The organism is Domibacillus iocasae (genome assembly GCF_001750285.1).
Lineage (GTDB): Bacteria > Bacillota > Bacilli > Bacillales > Domibacillaceae > Domibacillus > Domibacillus iocasae.
Window position 1 is genome coordinate 313,498 of record NZ_MAMP01000021.1, and the last position, 21,000, is coordinate 334,497.

General features: G+C 42.7%; 18 protein-coding genes and 1 pseudogene. 16 read left to right on the forward strand and 3 right to left on the reverse strand.

All coding sequences use genetic code 11. The annotated features are described in order from the left end of the window. Positions 1-340: 340 nt before the first annotated feature. Complete coding sequence (locus BA724_RS10290) at positions 341-2,593, forward strand: family 10 glycosylhydrolase (RefSeq protein WP_083256197.1); 2,253 nt, start codon at positions 341-343, stop codon at positions 2,591-2,593. Positions 2,594-2,665: 72 nt separating this feature from the next. On the opposite strand, the gene BA724_RS10295 is transcribed toward BA724_RS10290, so the two are convergent. Continuing rightward, entirely contained in the window at positions 2,666-3,373 is a 708-nt protein-coding gene (locus tag BA724_RS10295; RefSeq protein WP_069938570.1) for an SH3 domain-containing protein, read from the reverse strand. Positions 3,374-3,582: 209 nt separating this feature from the next. Between BA724_RS10295 and BA724_RS10300 the strand changes: the two genes are divergently transcribed. Continuing rightward, complete coding sequence (locus tag BA724_RS10300) at positions 3,583-3,936, forward strand: hypothetical protein (protein WP_069938571.1); 354 nt, start codon at positions 3,583-3,585, stop codon at positions 3,934-3,936. 377 nt (positions 3,937-4,313) lie between these two features. Here BA724_RS10300 and BA724_RS10305 read toward each other — a convergent pair whose 3' ends face one another. After that, complete coding sequence (locus BA724_RS10305) at positions 4,314-4,796, reverse strand: sigma-70 family RNA polymerase sigma factor (protein ID WP_069938572.1); 483 nt, start codon at positions 4,794-4,796, stop codon at positions 4,314-4,316. Between the two features lie 393 nt (positions 4,797-5,189). Between BA724_RS10305 and BA724_RS18875 the strand changes: the two genes are divergently transcribed. The 13 genes and pseudogenes from BA724_RS18875 to BA724_RS10375 all read left to right on the forward strand — a co-directional run bounded on the left by BA724_RS18875 (position 5,190) and on the right by BA724_RS10375 (position 18,593). Further along, positions 5,190-5,474 (forward strand): CpsB/CapC family capsule biosynthesis tyrosine phosphatase, encoded by a 285-nt coding sequence (locus BA724_RS18875; protein ID WP_141719918.1) that lies wholly within the window; start codon positions 5,190-5,192, stop codon positions 5,472-5,474. After that, a pseudogene (locus BA724_RS10315) lies at positions 5,461-5,640 on the forward strand (VOC family protein); the annotation flags it as partial. The gene BA724_RS18875 and the pseudogene BA724_RS10315, both read left to right, overlap by 14 nt. A 566-nt stretch (positions 5,641-6,206) precedes the next feature. Beyond that, on the forward strand, positions 6,207-9,992 hold the full coding sequence (locus BA724_RS10320) for a DEAD/DEAH box helicase (RefSeq protein WP_069938574.1): 3,786 nt from the start codon (positions 6,207-6,209) through the stop codon (positions 9,990-9,992). Next, entirely contained in the window at positions 9,985-10,731 is a 747-nt protein-coding gene (locus tag BA724_RS10325; protein ID WP_069938575.1) for a hypothetical protein, read from the forward strand. Before BA724_RS10320 ends, BA724_RS10325 begins: the two co-directional genes overlap by 8 nt. 697 nt (positions 10,732-11,428) lie before the next feature. Then, positions 11,429-12,511 (forward strand): polysaccharide pyruvyl transferase family protein, encoded by a 1,083-nt coding sequence (locus BA724_RS10330; RefSeq protein WP_069938576.1) that lies wholly within the window; start codon positions 11,429-11,431, stop codon positions 12,509-12,511. Between the two features lie 56 nt (positions 12,512-12,567). After that, positions 12,568-14,082, forward strand: coding sequence for a lipopolysaccharide biosynthesis protein (locus tag BA724_RS10335; protein WP_069938577.1), 1,515 nt, complete (start codon positions 12,568-12,570; stop codon positions 14,080-14,082). A gap of 109 nt (positions 14,083-14,191) precedes the next feature. Further along, positions 14,192-14,431 (forward strand): hypothetical protein, encoded by a 240-nt coding sequence (locus BA724_RS10340; RefSeq protein WP_069938578.1) that lies wholly within the window; start codon positions 14,192-14,194, stop codon positions 14,429-14,431. Positions 14,432-14,535: 104 nt separating this feature from the next. Beyond that, positions 14,536-14,730 carry a hypothetical protein gene (locus BA724_RS10345; protein WP_069938579.1) on the forward strand — a complete coding sequence of 65 codons (195 nt, stop codon included), beginning with the start codon at positions 14,536-14,538 and terminating at the stop codon, positions 14,728-14,730. Between the two features lie 371 nt (positions 14,731-15,101). Continuing rightward, entirely contained in the window at positions 15,102-15,497 is a 396-nt protein-coding gene (locus BA724_RS10350; protein ID WP_069938580.1) for a Rok-like winged helix domain-containing protein, read from the forward strand. Between the two features lie 449 nt (positions 15,498-15,946). Continuing rightward, complete coding sequence (locus BA724_RS10360) at positions 15,947-16,633, forward strand: glycosyltransferase family 2 protein (protein ID WP_069938582.1); 687 nt, start codon at positions 15,947-15,949, stop codon at positions 16,631-16,633. A 16-nt stretch (positions 16,634-16,649) separates the two neighbouring features. Beyond that, positions 16,650-17,012, forward strand: a complete 363-nt coding sequence (locus BA724_RS10365; protein ID WP_069938583.1) for a DUF2304 domain-containing protein — start codon at positions 16,650-16,652, stop codon at positions 17,010-17,012. After that, entirely contained in the window at positions 17,009-17,377 is a 369-nt protein-coding gene (locus BA724_RS10370) for a DMT family transporter (protein WP_069938584.1), read from the forward strand. Before BA724_RS10365 ends, BA724_RS10370 begins: the two co-directional genes overlap by 4 nt. Positions 17,378-17,399: 22 nt before the next feature. Beyond that, positions 17,400-18,593, forward strand: a complete 1,194-nt coding sequence (locus BA724_RS10375; RefSeq protein WP_069938585.1) for a glycosyltransferase family 39 protein — start codon at positions 17,400-17,402, stop codon at positions 18,591-18,593. A 1-nt stretch (position 18,594) separates the two neighbouring features. On the opposite strand, the gene BA724_RS10380 is transcribed toward BA724_RS10375, so the two are convergent. Further along, a complete protein-coding gene (locus tag BA724_RS10380; RefSeq protein WP_069938586.1) occupies positions 18,595-19,650 on the reverse strand; it encodes an acyltransferase family protein in 1,056 nt (351 codons plus the stop codon). A 409-nt stretch (positions 19,651-20,059) separates the two neighbouring features. Here BA724_RS10380 and BA724_RS10390 point away from each other — a divergent pair, with 409 nt between their 5' ends. Beyond that, the gene (locus tag BA724_RS10390) at positions 20,060-20,974 is read left to right on the forward strand and encodes an LCP family glycopolymer transferase (protein WP_069938588.1); all 915 of its coding nucleotides are present in this window, start codon (positions 20,060-20,062) and stop codon (positions 20,972-20,974) included. Positions 20,975-21,000 lie beyond the last annotated feature (26 nt).

Here is a 21,000-nt window from a genome sequence, read left to right on the forward strand (position 1 = left end):
TTAGTCCGGTGATTAAATAAAGAAAGATGCGGTGCGGTGCCAAAAAGCATAAAGTATGGGTTTGTTGCGATTATTGGCTATGTGGCTTCTAATACTTAAGCGAATAAGCTATTATACTTAATTTTTGCTTTGGACATCCGCTTTTTATGTACGGAAATATGAGAGATTTACGATTTGTTAACGTTCTGTGATTTTTTAAGAATAATTACCAATTAAATCATAAATTATCGTATGATAGTAAAAAAGTATATGGAGGAAAAAAGTTGAAGAAACTATTTTTTAAGGTGTACGTGGAGGGGCAAAAAGACCAGTGAAGAAGAAAGATAGATTGAAAGCAGTAATGTCTGCAGTGATGATTTTTGTTTTGTGTATGTCTATTGTGCCTTTTCAGCCTGAAGCAGCGAGCAGTCCGCTTCCGAAGAGGGAAATGCGGGCCGCTTGGATTGCGACTGTTCAAAATAGTGATATGAAGGCGGGTATGAACAAGGCTCAATACACGGCCTGGGCGCGCCAGACGCTGGATGGATTAAAAGCGAGTAAATTTAATGCGGTTATTTATCAGGTAAAGCCGACCAGTGATGCATTGTATCCGTCAAAGCTGTCACCGTGGTCCTCGTATATCACCGGAAAAAAGCAAGGAACAAACCCGGGTTATGACCCATTGCAGATTATGATTGAGGAAGCACATAAACGCGGCATGGAGCTGCATGCGTGGCTGAATCCTTACCGCGTCACGATGCCAAAACAGACGCTAACAAGCCTTGCGCCGAACAACGCCGCGCGGAAAAATCCGGGCTGGGTTGTGAAATATGGACAGCAGTATTATTTAAATCCCGGTCTTCCTGAGGTGCAAAACTACTTAATTTCCTCTGTGAAAGAATTGGTGTCCAATTATGATATTGATGCCGTTCACATGGATGATTACTTTTATCCGTACAAAATCAAAAATGAAACATTTCCAGATCAAGCTGCTTACAAAAAATACGGGGCATCTTTTAAGAAAATAGAAGACTGGCGCCGGAATAACGTGAATCAGCTTGTAAAGAATCTTTATGCTGCGATTAAGGCGACGAAACCACATGTTCAGTTTGGCATTTCGCCGTTTGGTGTATGGCGCAACAAATCACTTGATCCAACGGGCAGCGCCACACAAGCCGGGGTGAATAATTACGATGATCTGTATGCCGACACAAGAACGTGGATCAAAAACGGGACGATTGATTACATTACGCCCCAAATTTACTGGTCGAAAAATTTGTCCGCAGCGAAGTATGGTACGCTGTTAAATTGGTGGAGCCATGAAGTCAAGACGTATGCGAAGGTTCACCCTGTGCATCTTTATATCGGGCTGGCCGATTACAAGGTCGGTAATGATACTGATCCAACGTGGAAGAATAAAATGGAGCTGCCAAATCAGATCGCTTCAAACCGGGCGGGCAACACAGCGAAAGGTCAAATGCACTTTTCACTGAAAAGCATCCAGAAAAATTCGCTTGGCTACGCAACGATCGTGAAGCAGCAAATGTACAATTATACGGCTGTTACGCCAGACACGCCATGGAAAAACGCGGCAGTGCCTGTAAAACCGACTTCTGTTCAGGTGAAAAAGGAAACAGCGGGAAGAAAGATCGAAATTAAGGATCAAACGAGTAAACAGCCGCGTAAATACGTCATTTACCGCTTTGAAGGAAACAAAGAAGGTTCGTACCAGGATCCGCGAAATATTCTGGATGTCGTGTATAACACGAAAGGGAATACCGTGTTTGTGGATAAGACGGCCCGTTCCGGCGGCGTGTATACGTATGGCATTACTTCGTTGTCCGCAACTGGCGTTGAAAGCAAAGACGCTTTCGTAGTGAAAGAGGGAAGCCAGGCAGGAAGTGCTGGCTTGTTTTATGATCTGCCTGCTGCTCACCGTGCGTATAAAGAAATTGCCTACCTGGCACAAGGAGCCATTGCAACTGGTGATGAGAACCGCTATTTTCATCCAGGCAAGTCTGTTACACGCGCTGAAGCAGCTGCCATGATTGGCCGTTCGTTAAGTCTGAACGGGACAAAACGGGAGAATACTTTTAAAGATGTGAATGCGGGCATGTTTGCCTCGGGGTATATTCAATCTGCTGTTGAAAAAAAGATTCTCTCAGGCTATCAAGATGGGTCATTCAAGCCTTATGAAAAGGTGACGCGCGGTGAAATGGCTCTCATGATCAGCAGAGCGTTCGAGTATGAATATGGCCATACAACTTCTGGAGCTCAGCAAGCACTTACCTCAAGAGGGATTGCCCAAGGGATGGGTGATGGTCATTTCGGCACTCATTTAAGTATTATCCGAGCCGACTTTGCGGTCTTTTTGGCAAGAGCCATTGACTACAATCTGCGGATAAACAATTCGCCGGTTTCGTTTAGCGACGAGATGCAGGTGAATGATGAATCTCTTCCTCTAAGAAAAGGGCCTTCTGAAAAGTATGCACAGGCTGGAGTTCTTCAAAATAATGAGAAGGTCCAAATCGCTTATCATGTCGGAAGCTGGACGCTTGTGAAATCAGGCTCCAACGTTATTGGTTTCGTTCCCCGCTCTTCTTTAACGGAATGATCTTTCTAGGCGTTAATCAATACAAAAAAGGCTGTTGAGGTTTTCCCACAACAGCCTTTTAGCATTCTGTTTTTATTTTTTTGTTAATTTCACTAGTTCAGATGTTGTTTTCCCATTGTATGTTCCTTTGACAAAACCGACATTTGGCGCGTAATGGCTGATATAGCCTTCACTTGATTTCACGGTTACCACGTTTTTAAATGTACCGGCTGATGTTTTAACCGTGCCGCTCATGCCGGTGATTTTGTAGGTAATGGCTTCATCAAAGTCATCTTTCCATGTTTTTCCGCTTTTTAATGGATAGACGAGCTCTGTGTAGTATTCTGATTCCGGCCAGCCGACGTACAATCCTTTATTGTTTTCATAGACTATAAATGTGCCGTCGCTGCTACTCCACTCGTCCCAAACGTCATATTTTCCTTTGTAAACGTTTTTGGAAATAACGCCATCCGCTTTATACGTGTACACTTTTGTTTTGTCCATGAGGAAGCTGTACATCCGCAAATAGTTTGTCGCGACGTACGCGCGTTTTTTCTTGTATGTAATTTCTGTCCAGCCGGTTTTTGTCTGGCTTGAAACGGTGACAGCTGTATTATTTGCGAGTGAGCCAACCACCTTATAGCTTGAGCCCGGACCGCTTCGTACATTAAGCGTGCCGCTGTTTATATTCACATAGCCGACTTTTGCGGCTGCTTCGGTTGGGGCAGGAGCTGCATGAAGCGAGGCTGTGAGAATAAAAATAAGTGCTAATGCAACATAAAACATTTTTTTTACATTCAAGAGAAACCCTCCTATATTCTTCTTTTTCTCATCATAACATGGTCAATTCAAAAAGGTGGATTTTTTTTCATTATTTTAATGTCTTAAGAACTAGAAAATCTATTTGGTAACAGGAAATAGTATTTTTTGTATGTTATACACGAAAAAAGAAGGATTATTTCTATTTTTGTCGAAATGTCTCTCTGGATATATTTTCAAGGAGGGATTGGGTGGATCAAATTATTCGGGTGAATCGGTTTGTCGGAGTGTCATATACGAAAGGCAAGATTGCGTTTGGATACAAGAAAGCGATTGTTCCGTATGAGCTTGGTGTTCATGGAGAGCAGGCGTATCATGTGGACATGGATGATTTAAGAATACTTATTGACAGACATCCGAATTATTTATCTTATTACAACAAACGAATTCACATGACCCGCGCATACTGGGGCAAAAACAACATTGAAGTTGGGTTGTACTGGCTTATGCAGGATGGCCACTTGACGCTGTATCGAAAAAGGCAGCTCGTGCAGTTTATATGGTCAGGTCCGGTTTGGGGGCCGAATCACCCGGAGTGGAAATAGACTGTCTAATTCATTCGGCATGCTGTCTTATTATGAGCTAGCGCCGGTATATTTCTGATTGCGCCGAAAAAATAGGTGCTAACGCCGAAAAAACTCATTTTCCGGCGTTAGCGCCCAGTATTCCGGCTTTATTTTTCTTATTCCGGTGTTAGCGGGAAAGGGCATATAATAAAAGGCTGTCCCTAAAATCCAGATTGCCTGATTTAGGGGAGAGCCTCTTTGCTTAAAATAGAAGCCGGCGGCAAACAAATGGCGCATATGACAGCAGTCCGCCAGCTACTTTATGAACATACAGACCAGAACCTGATTGGGCTTGTCGCGGCTGACAACTGAATTCGCCTTTTGGCGCCTTGTTCAGTTGTATAAGGAAGGAAAACTTATCGGTCGCCGCCAAATTGGTTTTTCAGTGCTGCCTGGGCCGCAATTTGCCATTTTCGTACAGCGGCCGGCGTGACACCGAGCTTTCGCGCAATGTCCGGGTTCGTTAAGCCTTTAATAATCGCCAGGTCGTACCATTCTTTTGCCCGGCCCGTTAACCGGTCGCCGCATAAGCGAATCAGGGTGATTTCATCAGGTGACGGCCCTGGATCTGCTCCTTCGAACAAAACGGGTTCCCCTGTTAAAACAGTTTCATCACTAAAAGACGCTTCTTTTGTTAGTGCGTGTTTCATTCGCCCCTGAATGTAAGAATAAGCGTAAGGAGGGAACGCTCCTTTTGCCTCATCAAACCGCTCATGTGCTTCCCAAAGGGCGATCATTCCCACTTGAACAAAGTCTTCTTTGTTCTTGTAAATGTGCAGCTTTTTCATGATGCGGTGAATCATCGGCGTATACTGCTCGGCTAGCTGTTCAAATTGCATGTGAAACATCCAATCTGGCCAGCGCGCCAGCCGGGGTATTCCCGGGTTGCTTTCAGCATATAACGAATGGATGAAAATGTTAATGTCCAGTCAATTTGGCGGGATGCATAGGTACCGTATTTGAGATGTGGGAAAAAGGTCATTTTTACAATAGAAGGCTCTAAATCAAGGCTGAAGCTTTTTTTAAAGAAATTATTAAGATTTCGTAAAAATTTTCAATATATTGTTAAGTGTTTAAAGTAAAGAAGAGTGGATATTGATCTTTTGTGAATGCCGTGAAAACAAAGTTTAAAAAGTAATTCTGATAACGATATTTTTGAAAAAGGAACAGATAAGATGATAATGTTCATTAATAAGAACCTATTAGGAACAGGAACGGAGGAGCAACGAGGAATGATCGATCTTCACTCTCACATATTGCCGAATCTCGATGACGGTGCAAAGGACTTAATAGAGAGCATGGCAATGGCGAAGTTGGCCACAGAGAATGGAATCACTGCGATCGCCGCAACGCCTCATCACAAAAATGGCCGGTACAACAACGAAAAAAACAGTATCGAAGCAGCAGTAAAGGCATTAAACGCAAACATCCAGACGATTTATATGAAGGGACTTGCCCATCTCCTCAAGATTACTTGGAAAACAGGTATTTCAAGGAGGAGTAATGAAGATAAATAAAATACACCATGTAGCTGTCATTTGTTCAAATTATAAGCGATCCAAACAATTTTACATGAAGGTTCTCGGTCTGGAGATCGCAGAAGAAATCTACCGTGCACAGAGAGATTCATACAAGCTGGATTTGAAAGTGGGCGGCGAGTACCAAATTGAGCTGTTTTCATTTCTGAGATTGAACTATATGAAAAATAGTACCTAAAAAATGAATATTAAAAGCTATTAATGGATAAAATAAAGTAAACGCTTACATTTGAGCGAAATTCCTTTAAGGAAGTGATATTCCATGGATGAGCATTATGAAGACGGCAATATCTTTCTAGGCCTTCAGTGGGGGATTGGCTTAAGTATCCCGTTATGGATCTCATTTTTTGGGTGGATGAAGATTTTCGCTCAATATTTATGTATGATATGCCAATAGCTTATTTATTTCCCGGAAAGGATTGTCTTTCTAGGGGTTTTTATTGAAAATAGATTGATGGTTTGGATCAAATGTGCCGCTGACCCAGGGCGACATCGCGATCGTCCTGGATCGTGCATGGAGCTGTTTCCTTTATGGGGCGGCTTTGTTATTTTTAATGAACATATGCATACAATTTGCTTTGTTTATATAGATAAATTGCCTCTCTAAATAAAAGGATATTGCTATGATCGATGTGCTATAATTCAGGAAGGAAAAGATAAAAAAGATTGTTTCGAATACCATGTATTCGGTTTTATAAAGCGGGTGAACACATGATCAAAACAGGCACCAACACATATCGATGTCCGGTAACACTGACAAATAAGGCAAAGAACAAAATGCGGGAGCTCGGCTTAGATGAGCGCTCGTTTTTTTCGTTGGAGGAATCGTTTAAGGTTTATATAGAGAAATATCCTCAGACAGCGGATCGGCTTATTTCAGCTGCGCTTTTTTTTGACAATGAAGCGAACAGGAGAATGACTGAGAAGAACAAGGGTCTGGTCGTTGTGATGCATTGTGTGGTGGAGAAGAACCGCTTTATTGCGACAAATATAACAACGAGAGCGGCACATACAGCAGTGCAGACAAACTGGCGACGTCCGGTATTTTTAACGTTTGACCAAAAAGCGCAGTCGGTTCCAATTGGACTGCTCAGCTTAATTCATGAAATGCCGGTTGCACAGGAAAGTTCGGCGTATGTGAAAAAACGCATTGCGGGCTGGGAAGGCTATTTGACAATCCAGGAGCGAGATGCAGATATTGCAGATATTCTAACGCGCTATTCAGGGCTTACGTTTAATGGCGATTTCAGCCGGGTCACCATAACGGGATGCCAGATGAACGAAAAAGAATGGAAATCGCTGAAGGATTTAAGTGTCAAAATTAAGGGGCTTGATGGAGACATCGGCAAGGTGCTGAAAGCAAATCCTGCCGCCCGGACAGTGGAAGTGGAACTGCACGGACATATGATTGAACGGGCCCGGCAGCAGCGATTCCATGCGAGCCAGAAAGAAGTTGTGTTCAGCAATTTTGCGGCGTTAAGCCAGGTGAAAAGGCTGCGGCAGGGATTTAAGCATCTGGAAAACGGCCTGGCAGCGAATCCGGATTTAGAGCGGATTTTATTTGAAAAAAAACCGCCGGTCCGGCCGCCGAAAAAGCTGGCTCCGCTGGCATTTCATAACCGGTTAAACGACTTTCAGAAAAAAGCGGTCACGGGTGCAATGGCGGCAGAAGATTTGTATGTGATACAAGGACCTCCCGGAACGGGGAAAACAACGGTTATCTCTGAGATTTGTCTTCAGAATGCAAGAGCGGGGCTGCGGACATTGGTTGCGTCTCAATCGAATCTAGCTGTTGACAATGCCCTTGGGCGGCTGCTGGCGAATAAAGACATTCGGATTCTTCGGGTCGGGCGCACCGAAAGCATCGAAGAAGAAGGCAAAAAGTTTATTGAAGAAAATGTTGGGCAGTACTGGAAGGACCACACGCTGCAAGAAGTATCGGTTCAATTTGAAGCGCGCAAAAAACGGGAAGCAGAAATTGAAGAACAATGGACGGCAAATGAAAAGGAGATAGAGCAGCTGCAGCCAATGCTTCAAAAAGCGGAAACGGCCGTTGAAACGAAAAAGAAAGCGGAAAAAGTGTATAGTGACATTCAATCTGTGATTGATAAGCAGGAGAAAGAGGTCCGGCAGGCTGAACAGGAGCTGCAAACGACGCAGCAGCATGTACGGGAAAACGAGCGGGCTGTTCATTCGTTACATGCTTCTATTGAACAGGACGAAGTATTTCTGCATGAAGAACCCGCCAGCGGAGCGATTCAAAAAGAACAGGAGGCCATTGAACAAACAATCCAGAGACTGAAGCATGCCATTGCCTGCGATGATCTCAAAAATGAAGTTGATCAAAAGAGAGAAAGCCTGGATCAAGTAAAGGCTCAATGCGAGCAGCTGGCGGAAGCATTGAAAAAGGCGGATGCAGCAGCCCAAAAAGCAGCATCGGCCAAACGGATCGGCGGCTTAAAGTGGATCATGCTGGAGCAAAACATCGAGCGTTCACTGCGTATTGGGCATCTGATGGACGAAATAGATGATATTCGGACAGAGATGAACCAGTTCTCGAAATTAAAAGCATATAATGATCAATTAAGCCGTGCAATCTCCTATGTGGAGAAGCTTTTAGCACCGCATCGTATGCCGGTTGATGGGCTGAAGCAACGGGCGGCAGGCATGACGGTCTCTTATACGTCAGATGAAATCGACCGATTTTTAAATGAGCTGCGGGAAGTGATCAAGGGAAGCCAAAACGCTGACCCTCGGATGATGGCGCCGTATCTGGGCGGTCTGTACAGCCGGAAGTATTTTGTATGGAAGAAGGCGAAACGCTTAAAGCCATATGATGTTTATAAAAATATAGCCCGGGAAATATTTCAGTTTTTAAAGCAGGAAATTTTAGCGCAGCTCGAGCAAAAACATCTTGAAAATGAAACGTCTTACAAACAGAGTTTGCGGACAATGAAGGAACAGGAGACGGCGCTGCATTCGCTTCAAAACAAGCATAATCAGATGATAGCGTCGGGTGAGCCTATTCCAAACGCAAAGGAAATTCTTCAGCAGAATGAAGCAAAAGTGCTCCAGCTGCAGAAAAAGCAGGAGCTGTACAAGCAAGTAGCGCAGCGGGTTGAAACGAATCGGAACGAACAATTAAAACGGACTGAGCAGTTGCGGACAGCTGAGCAAAAACTTGGTCAAATTGAAGTGAATTTAGCAGGGCTTCAGAATACCATCTGTCAAAAAAAAGCGGAGCTGGTGCCTTTAAATGAAATCCTGTCCACACAGCCAGAGCGGGAGCATGAAAAGCTGCTCAAGGAAATGGCGAGCCTTTCATTCACACGGGAGTCACTCAAGCAGGAAAAGAAAAAACTGCCCCTGTTTCAGTCGGTACAGGAAAAATGGCTGTCTCTGCTGGAAGAAGCAAGCGAGCATGATCTGGATGAAATTCGCAAGCTGTACGTGAAACACGCTAACGTCATTGGTACGACATGTGTCGCTTCCGCGCGGAAAGATTTTATCGATCATTATCCGGTTTTTGATGTCGTCATTATTGATGAAGTATCAAAAGCGACACCGCCGGAGCTTCTTTTGCCAATGCTGAAAGGAAAAAAGATCATCTTAGTCGGCGACCATCACCAGCTGCCGCCTTTGCTCGGAAACGATACGCTGGAAGAAACGCTTCAGGAAATGACTGGAGGAAGCCAGGACTTCGATGGAAAAGCGGAGCTGAAAAACCTGCTGAAAGAATCGTTGTTTGAGCGGCTGTTTAAGAGTTTGCCGGACAGCAATAAAACGATGCTTGCTATTCAGTACCGGATGCATGAAGGCATTATGGAAGCTATTGCACCGTTTTATGAACAGGAAACCGACGGGCTCCAATGCGGCCTGCTGGATTCTGACGCAGATCGGGACCACTTGCTGGAATCGAAAACTGTGCAGCGGGGCAATCATTTACTGTGGCTCGATATGCCGAACGAACCGGATTTTTATGAAGAAAGAATGAAAGGCGGAAAAAGCCTTTATAATCCGGCTGAATTACGGGAAATCGGTGTCCTGCTGAAAGAAATGAATGAAGCGGCCGCGCAGGCAAAGCAGGCTGGAAGAATGAAAGACAACGAGCGGAAAAGCGTTGGCGTGATCAGCTTTTACGGGGAACAGGTGAAAAAGCTCGACCGCTTGATCCAGCAAGAGCTTCAGCTGCCGCATTTAACAATCCGTACAGGCACAGTCGATCGATTTCAAGGAATGGAAATGGATGTGATCCTGCTCAGCATGGTCCGCAATCACAATAATAAGCACGACGATATCGGTTTTGCGAAAGACTACCGCCGGCTGAATGTCGCCTTATCGAGAGCAAGAGAGCTGCTTGTGCTAGTCGGCAGTACGAAAATGTTTACCGAACGGACAAAACAGAACGATACGCGAAGTATGTATAGGCATGTATGGAATGCAGTTGAAAAACAAAATGGCTTACGGACGCTTGAGGGGGTACAGCCGCATGGATAAACTTGAAAAAAGGCTGCGTGCGGGCCTGCTTGAGAATGCCGCTGTTGAAATCAGACACGCTGCTGTATGGCAGCTGCCGGTCATCGGGTATGATGCGACGTTCAAGCGGGTAAAGCGGTTGAAAATGGATATCCTTATGAAAATGCTGCTGCTCACTTTTCAGCAGGCGGATATCCGGCGGGCGGCTAGTTTGTCTGAAATGCTGCTGGTAGAGGAGCTGTTTGTTGCCGATTTAATCCAAAAAATGCAGCGGACCGGATTAATTCGGCTCGAAAAAGAGGGCTACAGGCTGACGGCAAAAGGATACGAGCATTTGAAGCGGGGCATTTTCGAAGAAGAAATGAAGGAAGAAGAAACGGAGCTGTTTTACAGTCCGGCTCACGATGCGTTTTGGACGGAAAAAGTGAGGGGAACGGAAAAAGAACGGCCGCTTTATCGCTATGCGCGTGATCGATCAGCGGATGCGGACCAAATGCTGCGAGCGCTTGCTGAAAGAGAGGAAGGCGTATTGCGGGACGGTTTTCAAACAGTGGTCGCAGAAATTACAAACTTCAATGAACAGCTGACCGAACACGTTTTATGCCTGGAATTTCAGCTTTATAATAAAGAACAGGATCTTTTTTACGCGCGCGTCTGGAATACTGCACTTAACCGGTGGGACGAAACGCTTGAACAGCAAATAGAAGAGCAGGAGCGCTTAGAATGGCGGGTCGAAGCAGAAAAATTGCTTTCAGATTAAAATAAAAAAAACAGTCCCCTGAACTGCACCCTAATTGTTAGACACCATCTAACAATTGGAGGTGCTTTTCTTATGGCTAAATTTACAGACCAATAGAAAATCAATGCCGTAAACTGCTATTTAGCCAGCATAGAAGGGGAATGCAGCAGAAGCAGTACTGCCACTATCACCAAAGCGGTAATACCGGCCACAATCATTGGAGTAGTCCGTCCAAGCCGAAATCGCTTACCATTTTAATAGGATCTCCATACGTTGGTGGTGTGTAATCAAAGCATTCCATGTCGTGCATGTTTTGTGCGGGAGGTTCCTTTTTGTTGTGAAAAAAGCGTCATAACGGCCACTCTAGTTTATAAAGAAAGCAATAGAAGTTTTTTTATTGTATTTTTGTTCGTTATAACGAATAATTGTGTTATAATAAATTCCATCATCTATTGAAGTAAGATATTTGATGAGGTGATTCGGATGGACAATGTCTCTGAAGAAGATGATATTCGTGTCAGAGCAGCTTGGACATGTGTATTCAGTTTACCACTTTGCATTTTGATAGTTGGCTGGATCGAAATCATTAGGGTGATTTCAAATGAAAGAGGGATTTACTGAGTGAAGTTGAGCCGCGCTTTTTTCCATAGTAAGAAGATGCGGAAAGGGAACTTGTATTGTTGTTTAACTAAATAAACAAAAAGGTTGGGTATAAAAGATGAAAAAAGTTATGACTTACGCGTATACGAGTTTTAATTTAGGTGATGATCTATTTCTTAAAATTTTGTTTGAACGATATCCTCATACTAAATTTGTTTTATTTGCAAATCATGAGTACAAAGAAATATTTAAATCTCTTACTAACGTAGAAGTCATTTCAAATAATTCATTATTAATGAGAGGCAGTAACTTTATTTTTCGCACATTAAAAAAACCCGTTTTGATTCAACGATGGATTGCAAAAAAATGTGACTTAGCGGTATATATTGGCGGATCACTGTTTATTCAATCCGAAAATTGGGAGTTGAGTTTGCGAAAAAACAAAGACCTTTTGATCAAGCGGCAACCGTTTTTTTTACTGGGAGCGAATTTTGGCCCATTTCAAGATGAAACCTTTTATTTAGAACATAAAGAGCTTTTTAAGCATTATGAGGATGTTTGCTTTCGTGAAAAACACTCTTATACCATGTTTAGTGACTTGGAGAATGTGAGGCAGGCGGACGATATTGTCTTTCAATTGAAGCGATCCAGTGTTGGCCTTTCAGGTAATAAAATTGTTATTTCAGTCATTAAGCCCTCGGTTAAAGAGAACTTAAAATCGTATGAGAACATTTACTATGAAAAAATGAGCGAAATCAGTAAACATTTTATTGATCAGGGATATAGGGTCACATTAATGTCTTTCTGTAAATATGAAGGGGATATGGAGGCTATAAATAAAATAATAGAAAAAGTACCGGCTGACTATCAAAAAAGCATCGATCAATACGTTTATGAAAAAAATATCGATGAAGCTTTATCGGTCATCGCTGACTCAACATTTGTAGTGGCTTCTAGGTTTCATGCGATGATATTAGGCTGGGTTTACAACAAGCCGATTTTTCCGATTGTGTATAGCACCAAAATGACAAATGTGATGAAGGATGTAGGATATTCGGGTGGATATAGTGAATTTGATCAGTTAATAAACCTGAAACCGGAAGTAGTATTTGAAAACATGTCACAAGAGCTTCTTCGTATTGAAGAACGGCAAAAGACATCAGCAAAACATTTTAAAATACTTGACGAAACTCTATCTTGAAAAATTTCTTCATTCATTTTTCTAAAAGATAGTGCTCATTTATGGAGCTGACTAAAATGAATTCAAAGCAATTAAAATTGGCCACAGCTTTAGCTTATTTATCAACCTTTTTGCAGAATGGAATTAACTTGTTTTTCACGCCTTTTTTGTTAAGGGTATTAGGGAAAGCGGAATATGGTTTGTACGCGTTAATAGGATCGTTTGTAGGATATATCGCTTTATTGGATTTTGGTCTCGGAAACACCGTTACTCGCTATATAGCACAGTACGAAGAGAAAGGTGAAAAAACCAAACAGGAAAATCTGATTGCGATTTGCTTGATCGTTTATGTATTAATAGGGCTCATTATATTGGCAGTAGGCTATGGCTTGTTTATAAATTTAGAAACCATTTTTAAAAGAGGATTAATGCCAAGTCAGATGGAATCAGCCAAAATTATGTTTGCGTTATTGCTGCTAAATATTGTATTGTCGCTGCCGATTAATATTTTCAATGCAGTTATGCAAGGATATGAAAAGTTTACTATTATTCATATCAATTCGATTATTCGCGTTATTCTCTCTCCAGTGATCATCACGGTCCTTTTGGTAATGGGATACAAGGCTGTAGCGATTATTGTCGTCAATACTATTTTGAATGTGCTGGTTGGTTTATTCAATATTTTTTATGTGCTTGTTTATCTTAAATTAAAGGTAAAGCTGCATCATTGGGATGCTTCTTTTTTAAAAGAAATAGGCAGATATTCTTTTTTTATCTTTTTAGGGGTATTTGTTGATCAAATTTACTGGCGGACCGGTCAGGTTATTTTAGGTATTTATACAGATTCAAGTACCGTCGCAGTGTATGCAATCGCGATGCAATTTTGCCTTTATTATATGACAATCTCCACAATTATTTCAGGCACCCTTTTTCCGAAGGTCAATCAAATGGTAGCAAGAGGTGTGACGAAGCAAGAGTTATCTTTGTTTTTTGCCAAAACAGGGAGCCTCCAATTGATTATACTTGGAATGGTATTAGGCGGCTTCATCGTTGTTGGCAGAGAATTCATCTCATTATGGGCTGGGAAAGATTATGCTGAAGCTTGGCTATATGCGCTGATTATTATGATCCCGCTTACGGTCCCGCTTATTCAAAGCGTTGGCATTGGTATTATTCAAGCGAAAAACCGCCATGCTTTTCGTTCTATCATGTACTTTATTGTAGCCCTAATAAATATAGCTATAAGTTTAGCAGTGGTTGGAAAGTATGGAGCAGTTGGTCTTTCTATTACTACCGCGTTAAGTCTTATTGGCGGAAACATTATCATTATAAACTTGTATTATCATTATAAAATAGGGATAGATATAGCGTTTTTTTGGAAATATAATGCTAAAAACCTTTTAGCTATTTTTCTTTCAACCGTCTGTTCCTTTTTGTTGTTAAAAAATATTTCTCTTTCAAATGAATACGTTGAGTTTATGTGTAAAACGGTCATTTTTTGCAGTATCTACTTCTTATTTGGCTGGTCAATCGTTTTAAGAAAAGAAGAAAAAATGAAAATTATCGGCAAAATGAAGTGGGTGCATTCTTAAACAAATAACATATGTAAAGAGGTTGTCTCAATGGGCTTTTGAGACAGCCTCTTGTTTTTTTAGTGATCAAGCTATCTGGAAAATAAGGATGTACCTGAAGTCTTTATCAATGTTAATCGTAAGCCAGCGCGAACATATATACGTCCGGTTAACGGGCCGCCGCACAAGAGTAAGAAAAGGAGGTGTGGTAGATTATGATGCTGCCTTTTCAAGTATGGAGCAGACCGATATCCGACGGGCGGCTAGTTTGTCTGAAATGCTGATGGTAGAGGAGCTGTTTCTTGTTGATTTAATCCAAAAAATGCAGCGGACGGGCTTGATCCAGATGAAAAAGAGGGCTATAAGCTGACATTAAAAGGGATTGAGCGGGCGGAGGCAGGTATCGTTGAAGAAGAACTGCCGCTTTATCGGTATGCAGGTCAAGAGGACGCATTTGATGGCGAGCTTGTAAATGTGGACCGGATTATGCAAGTGCTGGCAGAGTGGGAAACGGAAGTGCAGGCTGACGGGTTTCAAGCAGCAGCGGCTGAGGTAACGAACTTCGAACAGCGTATCATCGGACATGCCCCATGCCTGGAGTTCCAAATGTACAATAAAGAGCAGGATATTTTTTACGCGCGGGTGTGGAATACATGGCTTAAACGCTGAGATGAAGCTCTCGAAAAGCAGATAGAAGCACAAGAACGGCTAGAATGGCGGAAAATAGGAGATTGGAGACTTGGTGGTGTCAGGCCCCAGGTCTGCTAAAGCAACAAAAAGCAGGAAAGCTGCCCGAGCTTCCCTGCTTTTTCTTATTGTTTAGTCATAGCTAACGTTTCTTTAAAGGGAAGTTTGGGTAACATGAAGAGATAATATCGACGTCACTTTCTGCTTTTTTTATTTATACTTTTGATTCAAAAAATTTATTATTTTTCAGTATCTTATATAGTACTAAAGTATTACTTTATAGTATAGTATAGAATATAAAGAATTTTGCGGATAGTTTAACTATTATTTGCTAAGGAGGAAATCAGGAGATTGTGGGCGTAGTGTTTGATGAACAACAAGCGATTAAGTTGCGATTAAGGCAGATTGATGAAATCGAATTACGAATGGTGAAAGAATTGGAACTGGAACGGGAAATCCTTTCAAACAGGCTGCGGGATTTGGAGAATGGCGTGAGTTCCAGCAATGAGGAAAAAGGCAAGAGCCGTCGCCCGCAGGAAAGTGTACGCACATTACGAGAAATAGCGGTAGCTTATTTGCGAGAACGAAAGGTACCCGTTCGTGCGGTAGAGATTCAGCGATTTATCGAGCGGGCAAATGGAAAAAAGATTACAAACATGAGCGCATTTATGAGAGCATTGCAACCGGAATATGAGCGTGTCCAAAAGTTAGGGCGTGGTTTATATATATATGAGTACGGCGGCAAATGACAAAGAAGCATTGGCGAAAAACAGGTGGATGTTGAAAGTTTCTGCGAGGGCAGAAGCTTTTTTTGTATATAGAAAAGGGAGAGTGGCAGAACGGGCCTGGATGGATCCAGTGAAGGGTAAGGAATTTGTGTTTGTTGCTGACCCGTGTGGGCTGCCGTTAAAATTTGAATCGTTTTAAGTCTCGACAAATTGGATTTTGCTGAAGCTTGGGAAAGGTGAAGCGTTATGATAATACGGTAGTATTGATAGTCCTTCATTTGTTCGATTAAATGGCCGGGAATAGAAGGACAGCTGAAAATATTAAGGCCCTCTAAATATTCTTTCTGCCAGCCAACTAAAACAGGCTGGTTATTTTGGTGTGAAAAGCAATTGGCAAAGAAACGTCGCTTGACACTGTTGTTTTCTGCTACAATGGTGAATGGACAAAATAAAAAGTACAGGGAGTTAACATGCGTTCGAATGTGCTCATTATTGTGCCTGCTTATAATGAAGAGCAGGCGATTTTACAGACGGTGGATCAGTTAAAAAAATTCAATTATGATTTTGTTGTCATTAATGATGGTTCGTCAGACGGAACGGGGCGGATTTTGTGTGAGCATAACGTGCCGCACATATCGCTTCCGGTGAATCTGGGGATTGGCGGCGCGGTGCAGACAGGATACCGGTATGCGGAACGGCATGGGTATGATTACGCCATTCAGCTGGATGCGGATGGTCAGCATAACCCGGAAGACTTGCGGCATTTAATCAGTGAAATGGAGCGTCTTCAGCCGGATTTGTTAATCGGTTCGCGCTTTTTGGAAAAGACGAATTATAAAGGGGACGTGTCGCGCCGAATCGGCATCCTGTATTTTTACTATCTGCTCCGGCTTATTGCGGGGATTAAAGTAACCGATCCGACGTCCGGCTACCGAATTGTGAACCGGCGGGTGATTGAATGGTTCGCGCGTGACTATCCGGTCGATTATCCGGAAGTGGAAGTGCTTGTGAAACTGGCACGTAAAGGGTACACGATCCGGGAAACGAAAGTGGAAATGAATGCGCGCCAAGGCGGCGTATCGTCGATTAATGCGCAAAAATCGGTTTATTATATGGCGAAAGTGACATTTTTATCGCTCATTCGCTCGTATTTGTAAGAAAGGAACACGATACATGAATATCATTCAGCTAATTGTATCAGGCGCCGCACTGCTGCTCTTTATTCTGACAGTGACGATGACGGCGAAAAATAAATTAACAGACCAGTATGCGTTCATGTGGCTTGCTTTTTCTCTTCTGGGCGTGTTAATGAGCTTTGCGCTTCCGTCGTTAAACCGATTTGCAACGGCACTGGGCATTGCTTATATGCCATCTCTTATTTATTTAATAGCCTTTTTGGTTGTGCTCGCGCTGCTTATTTACCATACTCATTTACTGTCAAAGCAGGAAGCGCGTACTCGTGTACTTGTGCAGGAAGTTGCTTTTTTGAAAAAAGAAGTGGCGGAAATGAAGAAGAAAGAGGACAGAGGATTATGACAATCGTTCATTTCTTGCTGGTAATGCTGAATACGTTTATTTTAGTATGCGGCCAGTTTTTATGGAAATATGGAATGGAAAAACAGGCAGATGCATTTTCATCGATTTTTTCGATTATCCGGCTGTTTTTTACGCCGTATATTTTTACCGGACTGGTGATGTATGGGTTAGCGACTGTTCTGTGGCTGTTTATTTTAACAAAAGTGCCGCTTAGTTCAGCTTATCCGCTTCAGTCGCTTGCTTACATCATTGCAGTGTTTGGCGCTTTTTTTATTTTTGGCGAAGCGATTACCTTTTGGAAAATAGCAGGCGTTTTGTTTATTATGATTGGCGTGTCGCTTATCGGCGTATCGGAGCTCCGGTGAAGAGAAAGAAGGGTTTAAAAAGATGAACAGGTTTTTGTATATTGGATTGTTTTTGTTCATTGAAGCGGTTTTAATCGGGTATTTAGCCTGGACAAATACGCCTTTTATGACCATTTCACCGGATGGACAGCTTTATTATAATCTGGCCGAAAATGTTGCATCCGGCAACGGCTTAATCAATACGGTACGTCAGGAAAATATTATTGTCCCGCCATTCTTTGCGTTGGTTATCGCGCCATTTGTTTTCTTTTTTCATGCACCGGAAGCATATATGGTGTTTCAGTATATTGTGTACGGACTGAATGGCGTTTTTCTTGCATGTGTTGGAGCAAAGCTGTTTCAAAGCCGGGCTGCGGGCGTATGGAGCGCGGTGCTGTATGCTGTTCATCCAGTTTTGCTCCTAAATGGGCCGCAGTTTTTGCTGACGGAGACGCTTTTTGTCACGTTTTTATTAACAGTTGTGTATCTTGTCATGCGGCTGTTTGAAAAGGAAAAGAAAAATGGCCTCTTTGCAGCGCTGTTGTTCGTTCTGTCGCTCAGCCTCTTATACCGGCCGCATTTGCTGTATGTATTTATTTTAGTGTTTGGGTTATGGGTGCTGTTTGCGGCGAAAAAAAAAATGCGAATATGGTCGATTGCGTTTTTTGCGATTCCTGTTGTGCTTCTCGGGTTGAATGGCCTGTATAATCAGTCGCTGCACGGTACGTTTGTTACGCTGGAAAATTACAGCGGGCAAAATCTGTATATCGCGAACAACCCGGAGACAAAGGTTGATTTTTACGCATCAACAAGGCTTTCGCAATTTGTTGAGCCGGAGTATTTTGAGTATGAAGAGCTGACGCTTTCGGAAAGAAGCAGTGTACTGAAGGAGAAAGCATTCAGCTATATTTTAGCGGATCCGCTTGCGATGGTGGAGCGAATGGTGCTTAAAATGGGCTTGTTTTTTAAAGGCATTTTCGTTATAGATACGATTACACTCGTATTGGCGCTTGCCGGTATGATCCTGGCCTTTTGGAAAAGCGGCATGAATAAATGGATGCTCAGCTTTTTTGTCCTGTATATCGTCGGTTTTGCGGCGATGACATCACTCGGCCTCCTTGTTGGCGGCCAGAGATACCGCGCTCCGATTGTGCCGGTATATCTTCTTTTTGCGGGCTATGTATTAGGATCGGTCTCGCTCTTCATTAAAAAGAGAAAAACAAAAGAAATCCGCTGATTCAGGCAGTGGATTTCTTTTGTTTTTTATTGATTTTCCCTACGATATAGGCGCCAAAGGGAAGGCGGTTAAGTACGCTTGTCAGTAGAATTGAGATGAGAATGCCGACAGTCCATAACAGGATGGTGAGTGCTGCGGGGTGTTCACTCCAGTCCAACGGCTTTACAATCCACTGAATGATTTTTTGTGCAAACGGGTGGAGCAAATAAATGCCGAATGAATATTGACTGATAAGGAGAACCCAGCCTGGCAGCCGCTTTACATGAAAGGCGAATAAAAACAATACGAGAATGGTGCTGATTGTCAGCAGCATCACATCTACCCGCTTGGAACTGATTTCTGTTATGAGCCCGCTGTGGTGAAGCGCTAAAACAAGTCCGGCCGCTGCTGGCCAGGACAATAGAATCCACATTTTCCGGCGTGACAATTTCTTCTTAAACACTTCGAAATAAAAACCCGCATAATAACCGATTGTAAAATAAACAAGCCATCCCGGAAACGGAATCCAGTAAAGAAAACGCCAAAGATCGGCAGAAAGAATCGGTTCCGTAAAATGAAAGAAGCTTAAATAGCCCGCATTGATGAAAAGAGACAGAGTGATAATCGGAACAGGAGAAAGGCGTGCCAGAAAACGGGCGAAAAGAGCATGAAGCAAATAAAATTGGAAAATAATCAAAATAAAATAACCATGGTACCGGGCAAGAAACAGGTTTTCTACTGTTCTCTCCCATACGGCTCCTATGCCATCAGATGAAGCAGTAAGAAAGGCATAAAATAAAGCCATTACGACAAAAGGGATGAAAATAAACCGAATCCGCTTTCCGAAAAATCCTTTCGGCACAGACGTTTTATAGTTATAAGAAAGAACAAATTCTGAAATAAAGACAAAAATCGGCGTCGCAAACATGAGCAGCAGCTGGCCGGACATCATCATAGACCTGGTCTGCTCCGATGCCGGCGGAAAATTCCAGACGACAACGGTCAGCGCATGAATGAGAACAACACATAAGCAGGCAATCGCCCGAATCAAAAAAATCTCTTCTACCGTTGATTTCATTGCATATTTCCTTCCCTGTAAAATTCTTGTACTAGTGTAGCGGAAGAAAGGAAGAAAAGCAAAATGCATGTCTATTTCCGTCTCGAAAAATGCCGAAAATGAAACAAATTTTGTTTTTCTCCGTATAGTAAATGCAGATGAAAGGCGAAGAGATATGGTATCTTTAAAGAGTGATGGATTTAGATTTGTTCCTTTATTTATAACGACAATTTTCTTCATTGTAATGGGGACCATTCTTTTTACCAGGATGAAAGGCTTTCTTGAGTGGAAAAAGAATAATGAAGCATGAAAAGAAACGATGCCGGCGGTGGTTATGGGACAGCGGAACAAGACTACAGTGAACTAGTTTATCAAAAAACGAGGTATAAAAAATTTTACCGGCAGATTGAAGGGAAGGGGAAAGAAGGATATGGAAAGACGAGAACGGCGGAAGAAAAAAGGAAAACTTAAACGAATTCTATTGATTGGCTTCCTGCTTGTTTTATTTTTAATAAGCGGAATTGTTTTCTTCGCGTACCAATCATTTCAGCAGGCGTTAGGCGGCGAAGAGTTAACAAGTGACAAACGGACGGAAGAAGTAAAGCTTAACAATGAAGACGGCTTTACAGTCCTGCTTCTTGGCGTGGATGAGCGTGAGAATGACGGAGGACGTTCAGATACAATGATTCTCGCATCAGTACGCAGTGATTCAGTTAAAATGGTTAGCATTCCGCGCGACACGCGTGTTGAAATTGCGGGAAAAGGCACACAGGATAAGATTAATCATGCATTTGCGTACGGCGGGATCGATATGGCAGCAAAAACGGTCGAAAACTTTTTGGATGTGCCGGTCGATTATTATGTTGAAATGAACATGGAAGGACTTCAGGAAATGGTCGATGCAGTCGGTGGTGTGGATGTCGATAATCCGTTTGCATTTTCGTATCAAGGAGATAATTTTGCGGAAGGATCCATTCATTTGAACGGGGCCCAAGCGCTTAATTATGCACGTATGCGCTATGAAGATCCACAGGGAGACTTTGGCCGGCAAGCCCGTCAGCGCCAGGTGATTCAGGGCGTGATCGCCAAAGGATCAGATCCGTCTATGCTGCTGAAGTATGGGGATGTGTTGGATGCGATCGGGAATAATCTTAACACAAACCTCTCAATCGGTGAAATTGCCTCCATTCAAAAAAACTACGGCGATGCCCGAAACAACATAGAGTCTGAAGCTGTTGAAGGCGATGATCAAAAAATAGAAGGAGTTTACTATTACATTGTTTCTGAAGAGGAAAGGGATCGGTTATCAGCAGTGCTGAGAGAACACCTTGGTCTTCAAGAGTAAATGAGTGAAGTGAAAAACGAGCAAAA

Excerpts from the sequence above, each read along its gene's own strand:
- BA724_RS10290 (WP_083256197.1), top strand. The coding sequence starts at position 341 with ATGTCTGCAGTGATGATTTTTGTTTTGTGTATGTCTATTGTGCCTTTT.
- BA724_RS10305 (WP_069938572.1), bottom strand. The coding sequence starts at position 4,796 with ATGCAATTTGAACAGCTAGCCGAGCAGTATACGCCGATGATTCACCGC.
- BA724_RS18875 (WP_141719918.1), top strand. The coding sequence starts at position 5,190 with ATGATCGATCTTCACTCTCACATATTGCCGAATCTCGATGACGGTGCA.
- BA724_RS10320 (WP_069938574.1), top strand. The coding sequence starts at position 6,207 with ATGATCAAAACAGGCACCAACACATATCGATGTCCGGTAACACTGACA.
- BA724_RS10325 (WP_069938575.1), top strand. The coding sequence starts at position 9,985 with ATGGATAAACTTGAAAAAAGGCTGCGTGCGGGCCTGCTTGAGAATGCC.
- BA724_RS10330 (WP_069938576.1), top strand. The coding sequence starts at position 11,429 with ATGAAAAAAGTTATGACTTACGCGTATACGAGTTTTAATTTAGGTGAT.
- BA724_RS10335 (WP_069938577.1), top strand. The coding sequence starts at position 12,568 with ATGAATTCAAAGCAATTAAAATTGGCCACAGCTTTAGCTTATTTATCA.
- BA724_RS10340 (WP_069938578.1), top strand. The coding sequence starts at position 14,192 with ATGTTAATCGTAAGCCAGCGCGAACATATATACGTCCGGTTAACGGGC.
- BA724_RS10360 (WP_069938582.1), top strand. The coding sequence starts at position 15,947 with ATGCGTTCGAATGTGCTCATTATTGTGCCTGCTTATAATGAAGAGCAG.
- BA724_RS10365 (WP_069938583.1), top strand. The coding sequence starts at position 16,650 with ATGAATATCATTCAGCTAATTGTATCAGGCGCCGCACTGCTGCTCTTT.
- BA724_RS10370 (WP_069938584.1), top strand. The coding sequence starts at position 17,009 with ATGACAATCGTTCATTTCTTGCTGGTAATGCTGAATACGTTTATTTTA.
- BA724_RS10375 (WP_069938585.1), top strand. The coding sequence starts at position 17,400 with ATGAACAGGTTTTTGTATATTGGATTGTTTTTGTTCATTGAAGCGGTT.
- BA724_RS10380 (WP_069938586.1), bottom strand. The coding sequence starts at position 19,650 with ATGAAATCAACGGTAGAAGAGATTTTTTTGATTCGGGCGATTGCCTGC.
- BA724_RS10390 (WP_069938588.1), top strand. The coding sequence starts at position 20,060 with ATGGAAAGACGAGAACGGCGGAAGAAAAAAGGAAAACTTAAACGAATT.